Here is a 17,746-nt window from a genome sequence, read left to right on the forward strand (position 1 = left end):
CCAAGATGGGCCTTAACGCTGTTATTTTGTGTCATGCTTCATATCTTTGACCGCTGAACCGAACAGCGCGTCAATTTCTTCATCCGACAAGTCATCAATTTTATCAAGCAAGTGCTCGGCGTTGGTTGAATCCAGATTGTCGGCCAATTGAGCGACGCTCTGTTTTGATGTTGGCTGAACGGAAGGGTTCTGATGCGCCTGCTCAAAACGCTGCGCGATGCGGTCAACCAAAGTGTGGGTATCGGACCCGTCCAAAAACATGGGAATGGGCGCGTCAACTTTTAGTTCCTTCTGCAAACGGTTTCGCAGTTCGACCGCCATTAGCGAATCGACCCCCAAGCGGTTTAGCGGCGTACGCTCATCGAATTCCGCAGGCTGAATGCGCAGCACGGCGATGACTCTTTGCGTTAAATATTCGCTCAAGCGCTGGCGGCGCTGGTCGCCCGTTTGCGACAATAACGAATCTAACACATTCGCACTGGATGCTTGAGAAGTAACTGCGATTTCAGATTTCTCATTGTTCGCAATATCCGCCAACAACGGCGGGACGCTTGACGAACCGATGCGTTGCAGCAAGCGGGGCCAATCAATATCCGCAACCGCGCATTGGACGGCGCCTGCATCAAGCAGACGCCCCAGCGCCGCAAGGCCGCGTTCGTTCGGCAAGGCGCGAATGCCCTGCGACTCGAATTGCGCAAGCAGCGCATCGTTCGCCGCCATACCGGTTTCTTGCCACGGCCCCCAGTTGACGCACAACGCAGGCAAGCCTTTCGCCCGTCGCCAATGAGCGAATCCGTCGAGAAATGAATTCGCCGCGACGTAATTGGCCTGCCCCTGCGAACCCCACAATGTCGAGAGCGACGAGAACAGAACGAAGAAATCTAATTCCATTGTTTGCGTTGCTTGGTGCAGGTTCACCGCGCCGTTCACTTTTGGGGCGAACACATTTTGGATGCGCTCCTCATTCAAATTAACGATTGAAGCGTCATCTAACACACCTGCTGAATGGACAACGCCGCCAAGCGCTGGAAAACCTTGCGGCAAATTTTCGACCAACGCCTGAACTTGCTGCGCAATCGAAACGTCGCAACGCGCACAATACACATGAACGCCGCGCTGCTTCCAATCGTTGATACGCCGCTCTTGCGCTGCGTCTATTTTTCCGCTGCGGCTTGCCAGGACGAGGTGTGTCGCGCCGCGTTCGACCATCCACCCGGCAACAGCGAAGCCGATGCCGCGCAGGCCGCCCGTAATCAAATAAGCCTTATCCGGCTTGATCGAAAGCAACGTTACATTCTTGTCCAACTGATGACGCGCCATTCTCGCGGCGTAGCATTTTCCTTCACGCAACCCCAATTGGTTTTCATTGATCGGCGCACATAAAATCTGCGCCAACGCCTGCCAGTTCACAGAGGATGCAACATCATCCACATCAATCATCGCGCACGAAAAATTTGGATGCTCCTGCATCAGGCATTTCAACACGCCCCATAACGGCGCCTGCGCAAGGCCGGACATGTCGTCATCCGGCGAAACACATTGCGCATTTTGGGTCATCACAAACAGCGGCGCGGACGCTTCCATCTTCAGCAGTCGCTGAATGATTTGAACCAACTGAGCGGTATATTGATATGTAACTTGCGCGACTTGCGCCTCATCATCCGTGCAATAAATAATCATTCGACCAAAACGTTTTAAATCAAATTGCGGTTGTAACAACTGATGCGGCGTAACGCATTCGCATTCTCCACCATGTTGTTGTAAATGTTTTTTTGCAGCGCCGCAAAAGGCCGCGTCTTCAGAAACAACGAGCCAACGCCCTTTATGTTGCAGCGTTGTGTTTTGCGGTAAATCAAAAGGCGTCCATTCGATGTGATAGAACAAAGATTCTATGTCGGCGCGGTTATCTTTTAGCAAGAAATCAGACGGCGCTTCTTTGAGCCGCATTCCATGAATGCTTGCAACGGCTTCGCTCTTGGACGAAAGCATTTCAAAATCAAATACGATGCTGTCTGCGTCGGCTCCGGTTTCGACATGGGTTGCTTGCGCATATCCATTTCGGTCTTCACACAAACGCAACTCGATCCGCTCAATACCGACGGGCAAAAACAAGCGCTCTGCATTGTCTTCCAGAACAAATGCGCCCAAGGTTTGAAAACACGCATCCAGCAAGACAGGGTCAATAAAACATCTTTTGGCTGGGCGATGGCTTTTTGCATCAATGATAGATTGTGCGCGCCCATCCGAAAGTTGCAACGCGTGGACAGCCTGAAACGCCGGGCCGAAATCGACGCCGCGACTGCGGCAAGCCTGATAATGCGCTTGCGCCAACGATTCGCTTTCTTCAGACGCCGACCATACTTTGAGCGAAGGCGCGTCCAACGCTTCCCCTGCGCAAAATTCGCCGACAGCGTGTTGCAGCCATTCACTGTCTTCAACGCCGCGCGAACTATAAATACAAAACGAATAGCGCCCTTCGCCAATCGGCTGCGCAACGGTTTGCAGCACGCTCTCCGCGTTCTCATCCAAAACGCACGGCGCCATCATCGACAAATTTTCGATGCGTACAACCGTCGCGCCTGTAATCTGTTTTGACGCGGACGCCGCTATGTCGATAAACGCCGACAAAGGCAAAACCATTCGGGAATTAATTTTGTGGTCAGCCAAAAACGGAAACGCCGCAATCGAGATGCGCGATTCAAAACGCATTTCCTCGCTGCCCGCCAGCGCCATGCGTTCTCCGAGAAAGGTTTGTGACGCGCGACCGCGCAGGCGCGGCGCCTGATGCGAGGCCTCGTCGCGCACCCAATAGCGCTGGCGCTGAAATGGGTACGTCGGCAGCGACAAGCGATTACGCGAATAGCCGCGATCAAATCCCCGCCAATCAATCTTGGCGCCGTTGATATATAACGCCCCAAGACACGCTGATATATCCTGCCAGTCGCGACCTTCTTTTCGCAAACTAGCGAGCCATGTTTTGCCGTCTGGATTCACGCAAGCCTGCCCCAGGTTGACCAGCAGCGGTTTGGGGCCGATTTCGACAAACGTATCCGCGCCTTTTTCTTCGAGCGCGCGCATTCCGTCCATAAAGCGCACCGGCTTGCGAATGTGTTCCGTCCAATACTGCGCCGTTGTTATTCGATGGTCAGCCAAGGCCCCGGTTCCGTTTGAAACCATCGCCGTCTTGGGCGCAGTAAACGCAACCTGTTTCGCATACGTCTCAAACTGCGGCAGGATTTCATCCATCAAAGGCGAATGAAACGCATGAGAGGTTCGCAACGGGACGGCATGTATTTTCTTCTCTTTGAGCAATGTCTGTATTTTTTTGATTGCCCTTTCGCCGCCGGATACGACAGTCTGTGTCGGCGAGTTGAGCGCCGCGATTGAAACGTCCTGGTAGGGTTGAATCAATTCAAGCGCAGTGGTTTCGTCACAACTCAACGCAAGCATGGCGCCGGGCGCCTGCACCGACTGAATCAAACGCGCCCGTTCGGCGATCAGTTGAACGCCGTCTTCAAGGCTAAAAATACCGGCGAAACATGCCGCTGCGTATTCACCAACGCTGTGGCCCGCGACAAACGAAGGCGCAACGCCCCACGACTGCCACAACTTCGCCAACGAATATTCAAGCGCGAACAATGCGGGCTGCGTAAATTCGGTCTGGTTTAACGATCCATCGCCGCTTTGGGCGCCATACAACACCTCCAACAACGGTTGAGGCAATCGGTCGCGCAACAAGCGGTCGCAGGTTTCCATCGTCTCGCGAAAGGCGGGATGCGAATCAAATAATTGCCGCGCCATTTGCGGATACTGCGCACCCTGCCCGGTAAATAAGAATGCAATTTTCGGCGCGCGCTCTACGCGATTGCACGCGACATCGCAGGAGGCGCCGTCTAACCACGCCTGCAACTGAGCCCGTCCATCACGCAAATTATCAGCGCTGACGGCGAGACGATGAGCGAAATGCCCGCGCCCGCCGTTCGATGAATAACAAACGTCCGCCCATTGATTTTCATGTAGCGCTTCGCAGCCGCCCAACAAGTTCTCCACCGCTGCGCGAAGCGCCTCTTCGCTATGAGCGGAGCAAACCAGCGTGTGAACAGGCCGCTCGAATTGCGTTTGCTTTTGCGTCGCCAACGGCGCTTCTTCGACAATGACATGCGCATTCACGCCGCTGAAGCCAAACGAACTCACTCCGCACCGTCTCGGTCGTTCGCCGCGCTTCCATGCCGTCGCTTGCTTCACCACTTGCATGGAGAAACGCTGCCAATCAAAGCGCGAAGTCGGTTGTTCGAAATGTAAATGCGGTGGAAGTTCTTCATGTTGCAAAGCCAGGACGAGTTTAATAAAACCCGCGATGCCCGCGCCTGCCTCCAAGTGTCCGATGTTGGTTTTGACCGAGCCGATCAACAATGGGCGCTCAACAGGCCGCGACGAGGCGTACGCATTCGCGAGTGCTTTTAATTCGATGGGATCGCCCAGCGAGGTGCCGGTGCCATGCGCTTCGATGTAGTCAATTTCTTCGGGATTCAATCCTGCGTGTTTCAATGCGCTGCGAATCAAGGCTTCCTGGGCGGGGCCGTTGGGCACGGTCAAGCCGCTGCTGGGGCCGTCCTGATTGACCGCCGACCCGCGAACCACGGCAAGAATGCGATCGCCGTCGGCTTGCGCGTCGCTCAACCGCTTTAACACGACCACGCCGCAGCCTTCGCCGCGCACCATGCCGTCAGCGCCATCGTCAAAGGCGCGGCAGCAACCGCTGGGCGACAGCACTTTGGTTTTTGATAACGCAAGGTTCGTCACGGGCGACAACATCAGATTGACGCCGCCCGTCAACGCCGCGTCGCATTCACGGTTTTGCAGACTGCGCACCGCCTGGTGCATCGCCGTCAGCGACGACGAACACGCCGTGTCAATCGCCATACATGGCCCGCGCAGCCCCATCACATACGAGAGGCGCCCGGCGGCGGCGTTGTTGGTGTTACCGGTGATGTGGTAGGTATCAATATTGGACACGTCTCCGGTTTCAAGATTGATTTGCGAATGGTCATTGGAAGTGACGCCGATGAACGCCCCGGTCAGTTGCCCCGAAAGCCGTTCGCGCACCATGCCCGCGTCTTGCATTGCTTGAAAAGCCGTTTCAAGCAGGATGCGCTGCTGCGGGTCCATGGTGATCGCTTCACGCGGCGAGATCGAAAAAAACGGCGCATCAAATTCTTCGACATGGTCAATGAATCCACCGTGGCGGGTGTTCATCTTGCCGGGCGTTTCAGGGTCAGGGTCGTAATAGTCGTCAATGTCCCAGCGGCTGGCGGGAATCTCCGACACCGAATGGACGCCCGCTTTTAAATTGCGCCAGAAGGCTTCGGGCGAATCGGCGGCGCCGGGAAAGCGGCAGGCCATGCCAATCACCGCGATGGGTTCGGCGCGCTGTTGTTCGAGCGCGTCGATTTTGGCTTGCAGGGTTTCCATCGCGACTAACGCGCGCTTGAGCGGCGAAAGCGAGTTGGTTTCGGCTGGCTGGTTCATAGTTAACCTATTTATAGTGATTCGAGTTTTTTCAACAACAATTGCTCGGCTTCTTCTTCCGACATGGCTTTGATCGCTTCAGACGACGCGCCAACATCTGGTTGCGCTTGCGTCGGCGCTTCGGGTTCGTGTTCGGGCGGCGCTGTAATTTCATTTAATAAATAGTCAGTCAGGGTTTCGATAGTGGAATAATCAAACGCCAAGGTCGAAGACAATGTCGTCTGCAAATCTTTTTCCAATTGGTTTTTCAGTTCCATCGCAGTGAGTGAATCCATGCCGATATCAAAGAAACCCTGCTCAGCGTTAATAGTTCGGGATGCGTCCAGACAAAGCACGTTGGCCAGCGCCGATTGAAGGTGCCCAGCCATTAAATCCCGTCGCAGGGTCTCAGGCGCATCACCAATCACCTGAACGAGCGATTGCTTCGTTTGTTGAACGACCGCGTCTTTGGAACGCAAGCCTGTGCGCATCTCATCGAACAAGCGGCGTTGACGCCGGGCTTCATACACGCCGAGAAAACGCCGCCAATCAATCTTGGCGGGCGCAATGCTCGACGGCGCGCGCTGCATTAACGCTGAAATCGCCGGGATGGTTTGATCTTTGCCTGTGGTTTGAATGCCCATGCGTTTGAGTTCGTCAACGATCTCATCGGGGAACATACCGCCGCCGGTAATTGGCCCCCAATTGACCGACAAACCAGGCAAGCCCAAGGCGCGGCGGTGATTGGCAAGCCCATCCAGAAAATGGTTCGCCGCGACGTAATGCCCTTGACCGTTGGCGCCCCACAGCGAAACCATTGATGAAAACATCACGAAGAAATCCAGCGGCCTGTCTTGTAAAGCGCAATGAAGGTTCCACGCGCCCGCAACTTTAGCGGCGAACTGCGCTTCGATATCCTGGGCGGCGAGTTCGCGCAACGGCTTGTATCCGGCAACGCCCGCCGCATGAAATACGCCGCGCACCACAACCGGCCCGCCATCAAGCCGATGGATAAGACCGCGCAATGATTGCGCGTCGGCGACGTCAATTTTTTCGATCTGAACATCAACGCCCGCATCACTCCAGCCTTCGACGCTTTGCATGGCTTCGTCACTCGTCGCACCGCGACGCCCCAGCAGAACAAGTTGTTTTGCACCCTGATTGATTAGCCATTGCGCCGTCGATAACCCTAACGCGCCCAGACCGCCAGTGATGAGATACGCGCCGTCGCTCGCGACGGGCGGCATGACGCTCTGGCTTTTTTGTGCGCGTTCAATTCGCGCAACATAACGCTGTGCGCCACGAAGCGCGACATGGTCTTCCCGGTCTTCACATTGCAGCTGCCGCAACGCAGTGCGCCAATCGGCGGCGCCTGGCGGAGACGGCAAATCAAGTAAGCGAATTGCCCGGTCAGAAAATTCCAACAACGCGTTCTTGCCAAAACCCCATAACACGCTTTGCGCAAAACCGGGCGCTGGCTCCGTTTCATCAACGCGCTGTGCGCCGCTCGTCACAACGCACACGGATGCGGAGATACTTTGCCGATCGAGTTCGCACAGCAAGTGGATGAAGCCCATCGACGCGGATGCGCAAGATTGCGCCAGTCCGGCGCCATGTGGATATTGTTGGGCAATGAGGCCGAATCCCCAAAGATAGACGCAGCGGACTGTCGCATCATCAGGCAGCGTTAATTCATTTATCAATTTAGAATAGCCTGATGCGTCATGCGGATTCAGCGCAAACTCATCTTCGCGAATTTTCTTATATTGTTTTGCTGCATAGACTGTGATGTATTTTTGCGAAGCGAGTTTTAACTCTTGCTGAAGCGCTTTCGGCTCTGAATTCTCATCGCAGAAAAGCAGCCAAACATCATCCGGCGCCGTTTGCGGGTTGCGTGCAATTAAGATTGATTGCTTGAACAAGTCGCGGCGATCAACGTTTGCGGGCGAGACGGATTCGGTTTCTTCAAACCCGGCCTCCTGCAACAAATGCATCCATTGCGGCTCATCCAACAAGGGGTGTTCTGTGCGCAAATCCCGGTCGTCAAATCTCCACCAGCCTTCCGTCAATCCCCAAATCATTTCTACCCACGCCATCGGCGCGGTGTTCTCTAATAGAAGCATTAAACCGCCGGGCGCCATCAGTTGCTTTGCGTGAAGCACCGTCTGTTTTAAGTCGCGGGTGGCGTGTAACACGTTAAACGCAATCACCACATCATAACTCTGCGCATCGAAGCCCTGCGCGGCTGGGTCGGCTTCAATATCCAGCGTCTTGTATTGGAGAAAGCCATATTGCTTGAACGACTCTTTCGCCTTGGCGAGAAAGTGGGGCGACAAGTCAGTAAAGGTATATTCAACGCCGTCGGCTGGCAGCGCGGGAAGAATGTACGACGTAGCGCCGCCGGTGCCTGCGCCGATTTCAAGGATGCGCAACACGCGCCCGTCGGGGCGGGTTGACAGCAACGCCTCCAGCGCGTGTTTCAACTGGTTGTTCATCAAACGGGCGCCGGGCGAGTCGCGGTAAATGGTTTCGGTTTCATTGCGTTTGTCTTGCGCAAAAATCACATCGACGGCATTGAGAGAGTCTTGCAGGATCGGGCCGATTTGCGCGGCGCACCGCTTCATTAAGCCCAGTTCGGCCCAGCCATTGGGATGCTGCGCTAGCAGTTGTTCATGCAGCGACTCGCAGGCTTTTGCGTCCGCAGACGGCGCGACGGCCCAACCGTCCCCGTCGCGTTTGACGATACGGTGTTGTTCTAACCAATACAACCAACGCCGCAGCAAAATCTCAAATGACGGCAGCACGCGCAATGCAGCCTTTAATTCAACAAATGAAAAACGTTGATTTGCGGGCATTGCTTCACACAATGCGTTTTGAATATATAGACATGCCAAGCGATCCAGCCCTTGCAACAAATCGCCGTAACGCTGCAACTCATCGCTTCGGACGGCGCCTTGCAATTTCGGCAGAATAGAAGCGGCGATCTCTTTCGGCGCCATTAACGCCGCGTTGGAACCGATGAATGGTTGAGGCCGCCAGACGATGGAATAATAGTCATCGGCGGAGAATGGACTACGCGTCGATTGGTCAGCCTTTTGCACCCGCATTCCATCAATCAATGCAATCGCTTGTTTATTCTCGTCGAATAAAACCATGTCGGCATGATGCGAACGTTCATTATCTGTATCGTCATTTCTTTTCAGATAACACCACTTCGGCTGCGCGTTGTTCACAACGACGTAGTCTTTGATCCCCACTTGCAAAAACAAAGATGCGTCTGTGTCATCAATAAAGAGCCCGCCGAATGTCTGGGCGCAAGCGTCGAGCAACGCCGGGTGAATGCAGTCGCCGTGAGCGCCCCGCATGGCGTCTGGAAAATCCAACTGCGCCAGGCATTCATCGCCGCCCGTCCATAACTCTTTGATGCGCTGAAAGGCGTCGCCGAATTCAACCCCGTGCTCTTGATAGCCTTGATACAAACGCGAAACGTCGATGGCGATAGGCACGCGCTCACGCACCGCATCAAAATCAATTTCGTTCTGCAAAACGGCGCTTTGCGCAACCGCGCCGCCTGAAACCAGGCGCAGCCACTCATTGTTTGTTTGGTCGCGTCCAAAAAGTTGAAAAGAAAAATCGCCGTCCTTATCTTTTGTAATGATTAACTGAAGAGTTGCCGACTGGTCTTCTTCCAGAATACAAGGCTGATGAAACTGAATAGAAGACAGTTGTAGGGTTTGGTCTGGAAGCGCCTGATGAAGCCCAGCGCGCGCTGTTTCCAAATAAAACGCCGCAGGCAAAACCCACTCGCCGAATACGGCGTGATCGCGCAAATAGGGGAACGCCGCCAAACTCACGTCCGTCTCAAATAGCCATTCGTTGTCATGCGCCGCGCAGTCGATTCTTCGATGAAGCAAGGAATGAATCGGTGACGAAGCCGCGAGCCGGGCGCCAGGTTTATAGCCTTTTTCCGGCGCCCAATATGACTGGCGCTGAAATGGATAGGTCGGCAAATCAACCACCCGCCCCCGGAACGGCCGATACAACGCCGCCCAGTCAATCGCCGCGCCTTGGCGATACAGTTGCGCGACGGACGGCAGCAGCGCGTCCCAATCGTCAATGCCTTCGTTCAAACTCGGCAGCCAGTCAACGCTGGGACCCGCAACGCAATAACGCCCCATGCCGCACAACACCGGCTTCGGCCCGGCTTCAAGAAATACGCCGACGCCCATATCCGCCAGCGTTTCCATGCCGAGGCTGAATTCCACCGGGTTGCGAATGTGGTCGCGCCAATAACGCGCACAGGCAATTTCATCGCCCGCGATCGCGCCGCTGCGGTTTGAAATCAATTCGATTTGCGGCGGATGAAATTCGACCGTTTCAGCAAACGCCTCAAACGCGTCCAGCATCGGTTCCATACAGGATGAATGAAACGCATGAGAAACCGTCAACGCTTGATGGCGTATCTTTCGTTTCTTTAATTCAGCGATCACTTTTTCAATCGCGTCTTGCTTGCCTGAAATCACAGTATTGCGCGGGCCGTTAAACGCTGCGCAGGACAGGCCGTCTCCATACGGACGGATCAAGTCATCGACCAACGCGCGATCATCTAACACCGCGACCATGCCGCCGTCTTGCGGCAGCGACTGCATCAGCCGCGCGCGTTTCGCAATGAGAGCAGCGCCGTCTTCGAGCGAAAACACGCCCGCAACCGCCGCCGCCGCATACTCGCCCACGCTGTGCCCCATAAGCGCACTCGGCGCCGCGCCCCATGACATCCACAATTTCGCCAGCGAATATTCCAACGCATACAGCGCGGGCTGAGTAAAAGCGGTTTGATGAATCGCCCCGTCGCCGCCTGCGTTCTTGTACAGAACATCAACAATTGATTGCCCTAGAATCGGCTGCAAGATCGCGTCGCACCGCGTCAGTTCTTCACGAAACACAGGACACGTCTCAAACAACCCGCGCCCCATGCCGGGATATTGCGAACCTTGTCCTGTAAACAAAAACGCAATTTCCGGCGGCTTGTTTGTGTGTGCAAATTGCGTTTCGTCTAAAGTGTTTTGCAATTCGCGTTGCAGCTCCGGCAATGACGATGCGATAATCGCGACGCGGTTGTTCCAATGCGCGCGTCCGGCGTTTGCGGTATAACAAACGTCGTTCAGCGAGAGGCCCGGCTCGCGCTCAAATCGATCAAGATAATTTTTTAGCAACTCGCTCAAAGCGTTATCATTTTTGGCGGACAATGCAAATACATTTTGCTGCGACGGGAACAGGGATTCAGGCGCAACCGCTGGCGGGGCTTCTTCAAGAATGATATGCGCATTCGAACCGCCGAAGCCAAACGAGCTGACTCCAGCCAAACGCAATGTACGCGTAGAGTTCCATTCTTCCAATTGCGTCACAGGCCGGACGGGGATATTGTCCCAATCGACCAACGAATTCAATGTCTTGATATGAAGCGACGCGGGCAACTGGCGCTTATGCAAACACAGCGCCGCCTTGATGAAGCCCGCAACCCCCGCCGCCGTTTCCGCATGGCCGATATTGCTTTTCACCGAAGCGATGCGCAGTGGTTGATCGGACGCGCGCCCCGCGCCATACGCCGCCGCCAGCGCTTCAACTTCGATGGGGTCGCCCAATGAAGTTCCTGTTCCGTGCGCTTCGACGTAATCAACGTCGCCGGGTCCAACGCCAGCGTCCACCAGTGCGCGGCGAATCACCTGCTCTTGCGCGAGTCCGTTGGGCACGGTGATGCCGCTGGTTTTTCCATCCTGATTGACCGCTGATCCACGCACCACCGCCAATATCGAATCGCCGTCAGCCAGGGCGTCGTCAAGACGCTTGAGCGCAATCACGCCGCAGCCTTCCGCGCGGGAAAACCCATCCGCGGATTCATCAAACGTCTTACAGCGCCCGTCCGGCGCCAGCATCTTCGCGCGCGAATGGTTGATTGAAACCGACGGCGTCAGAATTACATTCACGCCGCCCGCCAGCGCAACGCTGCACTCGCGGCTACGCAAACTTTGGCAAGCCAGATGAATGGCGGTCAGCGATGACGAACAGGCGGTGTCGATTGCAACGCAGGGGCCATGCAATCCCAAAAAATACGACAAGCGCCCCGCCGCTACGCTATGAGCGGCGCCGGAGCCCATGTACAGATCATATTGCGCCGGGTCGCGGTCGAGCATCAATTGGGTATAGTCGGCGCCGCTGATTCCAATGAACACGCCAGTTTGGGATTCTTGCAACTGTGACGGCGCAATGCCCGCCCGCTCAACCGCTTCCCAGGCGGTCTCTAACAACAGGCGCTGCTGCGGGTCCATACTGGCGGCCTCGCGCGGCGATATCCCAAAAAATTCGGGATCAAACGCATCAATGTTTTTCAAAAACCCGCCGTTGCGTACATAGGTTTTTCCCGGTGCGTCTGGCGAAGGATCATACCAGTCATCGCTCGACCAGCGATCTTCAGGAACTTCGGTGATCGCGTCAACGCCGTCGCACAACAGTTGCCAATACGAGCGCAGCGAATCAACCCCGCCCGGCAAACGACACCCCGCGCCCACGACAGCAATTGGCGCAAACTTTGGCTGTTTGGCTTCATCCAACTGTACGCGCAAATCTTGAATGACCTGCACGGCGCGCTTTAAGCGCTGGGCGTGATCGCCTGGTTGGTTTAATGCATCATTCATCGTAAGTGCCGTTCCTCTGCCTGGTCCAGTTCCTGATCGAGCAATGCGCCCAATTCATCTTCCGACAGTTGGTCGAGATTATCTGGCGTTGACGCTGCCGTCTCTTGCGCGACGGGCGCGCGCGGCGTTTCGGGTTTTACTTCATCTTGTTTCGACAATATATACTTTGATAGTTTGGCGACGCTGGGATGATTGAACGCAATCGTCGGCGGGAGGTTCAACCCAAACGCGCGATGCAACTGGTTGCGCAATTCCACCGCTGACAGCGAATCCATGCCCATATCAAAAAAGCCCTGATTGAGCGCAACCTTTTCGTCTGCATCCAGCCCAAGGATTTCTTGAACCAAGCGGGCGATAGTTTCATGTAAGTACGCTTCTTTTTGGGCGGGCGGCATGGATTGCAGATCAACCAATTCCGCCTTGGCTTCTTTCACGCCTGCTTGTTGATTCACCCGCAGCGTTTCATAGAAGGGGCGCCGCATCAGCGCGTCCGGCCATTGCGCCCAATCAATGACAGCCGCTGCAACTTGCCGCGCATTGATGCGCATGGCGCGTTCAAAACAGCGCAATCCGGTTTCGGGCGACATGGCAGCCACGCCTTTTGATTTCAAGCGTTCTTCCACTCCTTCTTCAACCACTGCGCCGACCTGGCCCCACGGCCCCCAATTGATGCTCATCGCGGGCAGGCCGCTTGCGCGGCGATACGCCGCCAGTTCATCGAGAAAGACATTGGCGGCGGCGTGGTTTGACTGGCCCGGCGAGCCGAAGACCGCCGTCGTGGTCGAAAACAGCACGAAGAAATCGAGCGACAGATTACGCGTTTGGCGATGTAGGTTCCACGCGCCTTTGACCTTCGCGTTCATCACCGATTCAAAGCGGTCCCATGTCTGGCGAAGCAACATGCCGTCGTCTAACGCGCCCGCCGCGTGAATCACGCCCTTCAATGCGCAGCCGTTTTCTTGCGCCGCTTGCAACACAAGTTTTATCTGCGCCTCATCGGCAACGTCGCAGGCTTGCCATTTCACTTTTGCGCCATCGCGGTTCCATTGGTCTATTTTCTGTTGCGCATCTTGGCGGGGCGCATTGCGCCCCAACAACACAATGCGTTTCGCGCCGCGTTCAAGCAGCCATTCTGCAATCAACAAACCCAATCCGCCCAAGCCGCCCGTGATAACATAGGCCGCGTCGTCGCGAATGATGATTTCATTCGGCTTGCTTGCTGGGGCCAATCGGTCGAGGCGGGTTTCATATCGAACGCCGTTGCGGTAAGCGATCTCATCGCCGTCGTCATTCGCCGTCAGTTCGTGTACAAGCGCAAGCAGCGCTTGTGGATCGCCGCGCTCGAGATCAATGCTGCGCGGGCGCCATTCAGGGTGCTCCTGCGCGATGACGCGGCGCAGCCCCCATAGCGTGGATAGATGCAACTGCGCGAGCGGGTCTTCCGCTGTGACAGCAACGGCATTTGACGTAATGATGTTGAGTTGAGGAGGCGAGGGCAAATCCGCCGCCGCCAATGCTTGCAGCGTCGTTAAAATACTTTCGCAAGCGGTTTTATTTTGCGCGATAACATCCTCCGCCGTCCAATCGTCGTCAATACAATCTTCGTAGCCCGGCACAAACACAACCCCGCGGATGACGCTTGATGATTGAAACGCCGCAGCGACTTGCGCGTCTGACGCTGACGGTTTAAGCGAAATCACGTCGCCGCCGCGCGTTTTTAATTGCGCCTGCAATTCGTCTGCAAGGGCGCCGCCGTTATGAATCAGCAGCCATGCGCCATTCGCAGCGCAAAGTTGCGAAACTTCTTTCCGGGCGAGTAACACGCTTTGGTTTGACAACAAACCCGCCTGAGGCGTCAGGTCGCAGCAATCAACAAACTCGCGCGCCTGAAACAATTCGCGCCATTGTCGCGTTGAGATCAACGGGTGCGCGCCGCGCAAGCCTACGTCTTTAAAACGCCACCAGCCCTCGGTCAGTCCAAAGATTAAATCCAACAACCGCACCGGGCCGACGCCTTCATACAACGCGACCACGCCGCCAGGGGCGAGCAGGTGGTGAATTTTTGAAAGCGTTTCACTTAAATCTTTCGTCGCATGGACGACATTGGCGGCGATAACGATATCGTATTCACCCATAGAAAAGCCTTGGGCTTGAACGTCGCGTTCGATATCAAGCGTCTTATATTCGACAAAGTCATACTCGCTGAATTTTTCGCGCGCCTGCTGAAAGAACGCCGGAGAAATATCGGTGTACGTATACTCGACCTGATATCCGGGGAGATGAGAAAGAATATACGCTGTCGTCCCGCCCGTCCCCGCGCCGATCTCCAAAATGCGAACGGTTTGCCCCGGCGCAAGCCCTTCGAGAGCGCCCGAAACCGCTTGTTGAACCAGGCGGTTCATCACCGTAGCGCCGGGCGAGTCTTGATAGAGACGCGCAGCGCTAACTTCGCCGCCTTGTGGAAACAACAATGGCAGCGGATCAACCTCACCGCGCAAAACGCCTGCTAGATTTCGAGCGCAACGGTCAAACACAGTGATTTCGGCTTGCGCCTCTGGATACATCTTGAGCAGTTGTTCGACCGTCGCCTGTGGATTCACAAATTCGATTTTACGTTTCAACGTCCACGCTTCGCCGTTGCGAACCAGCCAACCGTCTTCAACCAAAATATTCAACAAGCGCCGCAACAGACGGCGATGCTGCGGGAGAATATCAATCGTTTTTTCTTCTAGGCATTCGCCAGCGTCAAGCCGAAACCCCAGGTCGAGCAACGCGTTACCGATATAGGCGCACGCCAGCGTCTCTAACTGCGCGAGACCTTGCAGATAATTTTCAATGTCGTTTCCGCGCGTGCACGATTCAAGCAACGGCGCGGCCTGCTGCATTAACGCACCGCCGCAAACTAGAGATAGCGGTTCGTTTGCATTCGGCTTTCGGGCGCGAACAGCCCAGTTCAATTCATAAAACAAGTCGTCGATATCGTTTGCTTGAGGCGCGCGCATCAACTGCTGCATCGCTTCAACAAACGCAGGCAACATTTTTTGTTCTTCATTCGTGAACGTCCCGACCGATTGCAATCGCCGCAACAAAGATTCGGCATCGCCAAGTTCCAACGGTAACGTCTGTGTTTTTTCTTCGACCCAATAGCGCTTGCGCTCAAAGACCGTCGCGGGCAAACTGGCTCGTTTGGGTGAATACTCCTCTTCAATCGCGCTAAGAACCACATGACAATTGGTCCCGCTGGCGCCGAACGAACTGACGCCGATGCAAACCCCGGTTGGAAACGCCTCTTGCTGCGCCGTCACCCGTACGGGGACGCCCGCCCAGTCGATATGCGGGTTAGGCGTCTTGAAATGCAGATGCGGCGGAACCAATCCGTTTTGCAATATCAATATAGACTTGATCAAACCCGCCATGCCCGCCGCCGCTTCGAGGTGGCCGATGTTGGTTTTGACGGAGCCGACACGGACCGGGTTTTCACTATCGCGGCCTTTTGACAGCGTATTGGCGATGGACTGAATTTCAATCGGGTCGCCCAGCGCGGTACCTGTGCCGTGCGCTTCGACGTAATGAATCTGGTAGGACTTTACTTTCGCATTTTCGAGCGCCTGTTGAATCAACGCCTCCTGCGCGCGCCCATTCGGGACAGTGAAGCCGCTGCTGGGGCCGTCATGATTCATGGCGGAACCGCGCACCAACGCCAGAATGGGATCGCCGTCACGCCGCGCGTCTGACGCGCGCTTCAACACCACCACCGCGCAACCCTCGCCGCGCACATAACCATTCGCCGAGGCGTCGAAGGTTTTGCACAAACCGTCCGGCGACAACATCCGCGCCCGGCAAAGCGCAATCGCAGGCGTGGGCGTCAACATCAGATTCACGCCGCCCGCCAATGCAACCTCGCTATCGCCCAATCGCAAACTCGCGCAGGCAGCATGAAGCGCCGCCAACGACGAAGAACAAGCGGTGTCGATGGTCATGCAGGGGCCGTGCAATCCATACGTAAACGCCAGCCGCCCCGCCGCCGCGTTGAGCGCATTGCCGGAGCCGTAATAGGCGTTGACGCCTGTTTGCGAACGGGAGATCAACTCGGCATATTCATTGTACGTTGCACCTATGAAGACGCCCGTCTTGCTACCGCGCAACGATTCGGGTTTCATCCCGGCGTGTTCGAGCGCCCGCCACGAGACTTCCAACAACAGGCGCTGCTGCGGGTCCATATTGCGCGCTTCGTTCGGAGATATCTTAAACCGCTTGGCGTCGAACAGATCAACGTCGCGCAGAAAACCGCCTTTTTTTGTGTAATAGGTTCCAGGCGCCTCCGGGTCTTCATTAAAGAACGCGTCGGCGTCCCATCGTTGCGCGGGGATATCAGAGACGGCGCAACGCCCATCACGCAACATACGCCAATATGATTCAGCGCCATCGTCCGCGCCGGGAAAACGGCACTCCATCCCGACAACCGCGATTGGCTCAGAACGGCGGCGCTGCATGGCTTGTAATTTTGACGCCGCGTCGTCAAGCGCTTTCATCAAACGCTTAGGGTCAAGCATCGCCGCCTGGTTTGTATCCGTCATGATATTTTCTTCCAAACCGTTCCCACCACGGGTTCCTTCAACACGTTTCCTTCACAGCGGAGAGTTTCGATCCTGCCGCCCTCGCCGATTTCAAATCGCAATTCAATTGGCGTCGATTCCAACAAAAACACATCGCCATGAAAGGGCAACGCTTTCATCTGAAAGGCGTCGTCAAACTGCAACCCGTTCTCATTCGCCAAAATTTTCCATTGATGGCCGCTGCTTGTTTCCTGATACGTCCCCGCATATTCATCCAACGGGCGCGTGGGCGCCGCCGGGCCTTGATAGTCGCTATCTGATACAAAGCGTGAAATATCGTGCAAAATCACGCTCCAATTATCCTCTGACGTATTCATTTGAATTTTCTCGAATGTGCTGGCTTCGAATAGCGCATCGGTGATCGTTCGGAATTCAACATACGCCTCGATCAATTGATCGAACGAACCAACGCCGTGCGCCTTGCCGTAGGCCGTTTGCGAAAACTGATCGAGCAGATACTGGTCGAACCCTTCGCCCCGCCTGGCTGCGATACGGCGCAACGCCGCGCCAACGTCGGGTTGAACAAAATAGACCAGCTGCGCATTGACCGCTGAGAAACACTCTTCAAACTGCTGTACAGCCTGCAGAATTTCGTCCTTGCCCTGGTTCATCCGAAACAGGCAACCCGCAAAGAGTTGGTAGATGCAACTTTCAAACAAATGGATCTGCCCATCGTTATTCAATTGGTTCACAAATTCCGCCGCGCGGTCCAAGACTTGCTCAACCGCCGCTTCGGGCGGCGCCTGGTTCTGTAATGCAAATTCCACTTCGCGGCTCTCGACAACCGGGTGCGGCGCCGCATGTTCGTAATACCACTTCGCATCGGCCCCCTTACGCAGCAGATCGAGATAGATCAACTGCGAGGTGGTCGATTTGCCCGAACCGGAAATTCCATCAAAAAAGATCACATTCAATTTCTGCATCGTTCCT

The 17,746-nt window shown here is 55.5% G+C and carries 4 protein-coding genes; all 4 read right to left on the bottom strand.

The window, feature by feature from the left end:
* Positions 1 to 21: 21 nt before the first annotated feature.
* The 4 genes from P9L94_00315 to P9L94_00330 are packed head-to-tail and all read right to left on the bottom strand — an operon-like array spanning position 22 to position 17,739.
* Entirely contained in the window at positions 22 to 5,529 is a 5,508-nt protein-coding gene (locus P9L94_00315; protein MDP8242492.1) for a type I polyketide synthase, read from the bottom strand.
* Positions 5,530 to 5,540: 11 nt separating this feature from the next.
* Entirely contained in the window at positions 5,541 to 12,200 is a 6,660-nt protein-coding gene (locus tag P9L94_00320) for a type I polyketide synthase (protein ID MDP8242493.1), read from the bottom strand.
* Entirely contained in the window at positions 12,197 to 16,777 is a 4,581-nt protein-coding gene (locus P9L94_00325) for an SDR family NAD(P)-dependent oxidoreductase (GenBank protein MDP8242494.1), read from the bottom strand. Before P9L94_00325 ends, P9L94_00320 begins: the two co-directional genes overlap by 4 nt.
* Complete coding sequence (locus P9L94_00330; GenBank protein MDP8242495.1) at positions 16,774 to 17,739, bottom strand: hypothetical protein; 966 nt, start codon at positions 17,737 to 17,739, stop codon at positions 16,774 to 16,776. Before P9L94_00330 ends, P9L94_00325 begins: the two co-directional genes overlap by 4 nt.
* Positions 17,740 to 17,746: the final 7 nt, after the last annotated feature.

The organism is Candidatus Hinthialibacter antarcticus (assembly GCA_030765645.1).
GTDB lineage: Bacteria > Hinthialibacterota > Hinthialibacteria > Hinthialibacterales > Hinthialibacteraceae > Hinthialibacter > Hinthialibacter antarcticus.

Coding starts and splice junctions, on each gene's coding strand:
- P9L94_00325 (MDP8242494.1), bottom strand. CDS start 16,777: ATGACGGATACAAACCAGGCGGCGATGCTTGACCCTAAGCGTTTGATG.
- P9L94_00315 (MDP8242492.1), bottom strand. CDS start 5,529: ATGAACCAGCCAGCCGAAACCAACTCGCTTTCGCCGCTCAAGCGCGCG.
- P9L94_00320 (MDP8242493.1), bottom strand. CDS start 12,200: ATGAATGATGCATTAAACCAACCAGGCGATCACGCCCAGCGCTTAAAG.
- P9L94_00330 (MDP8242495.1), bottom strand. CDS start 17,739: ATGCAGAAATTGAATGTGATCTTTTTTGATGGAATTTCCGGTTCGGGC.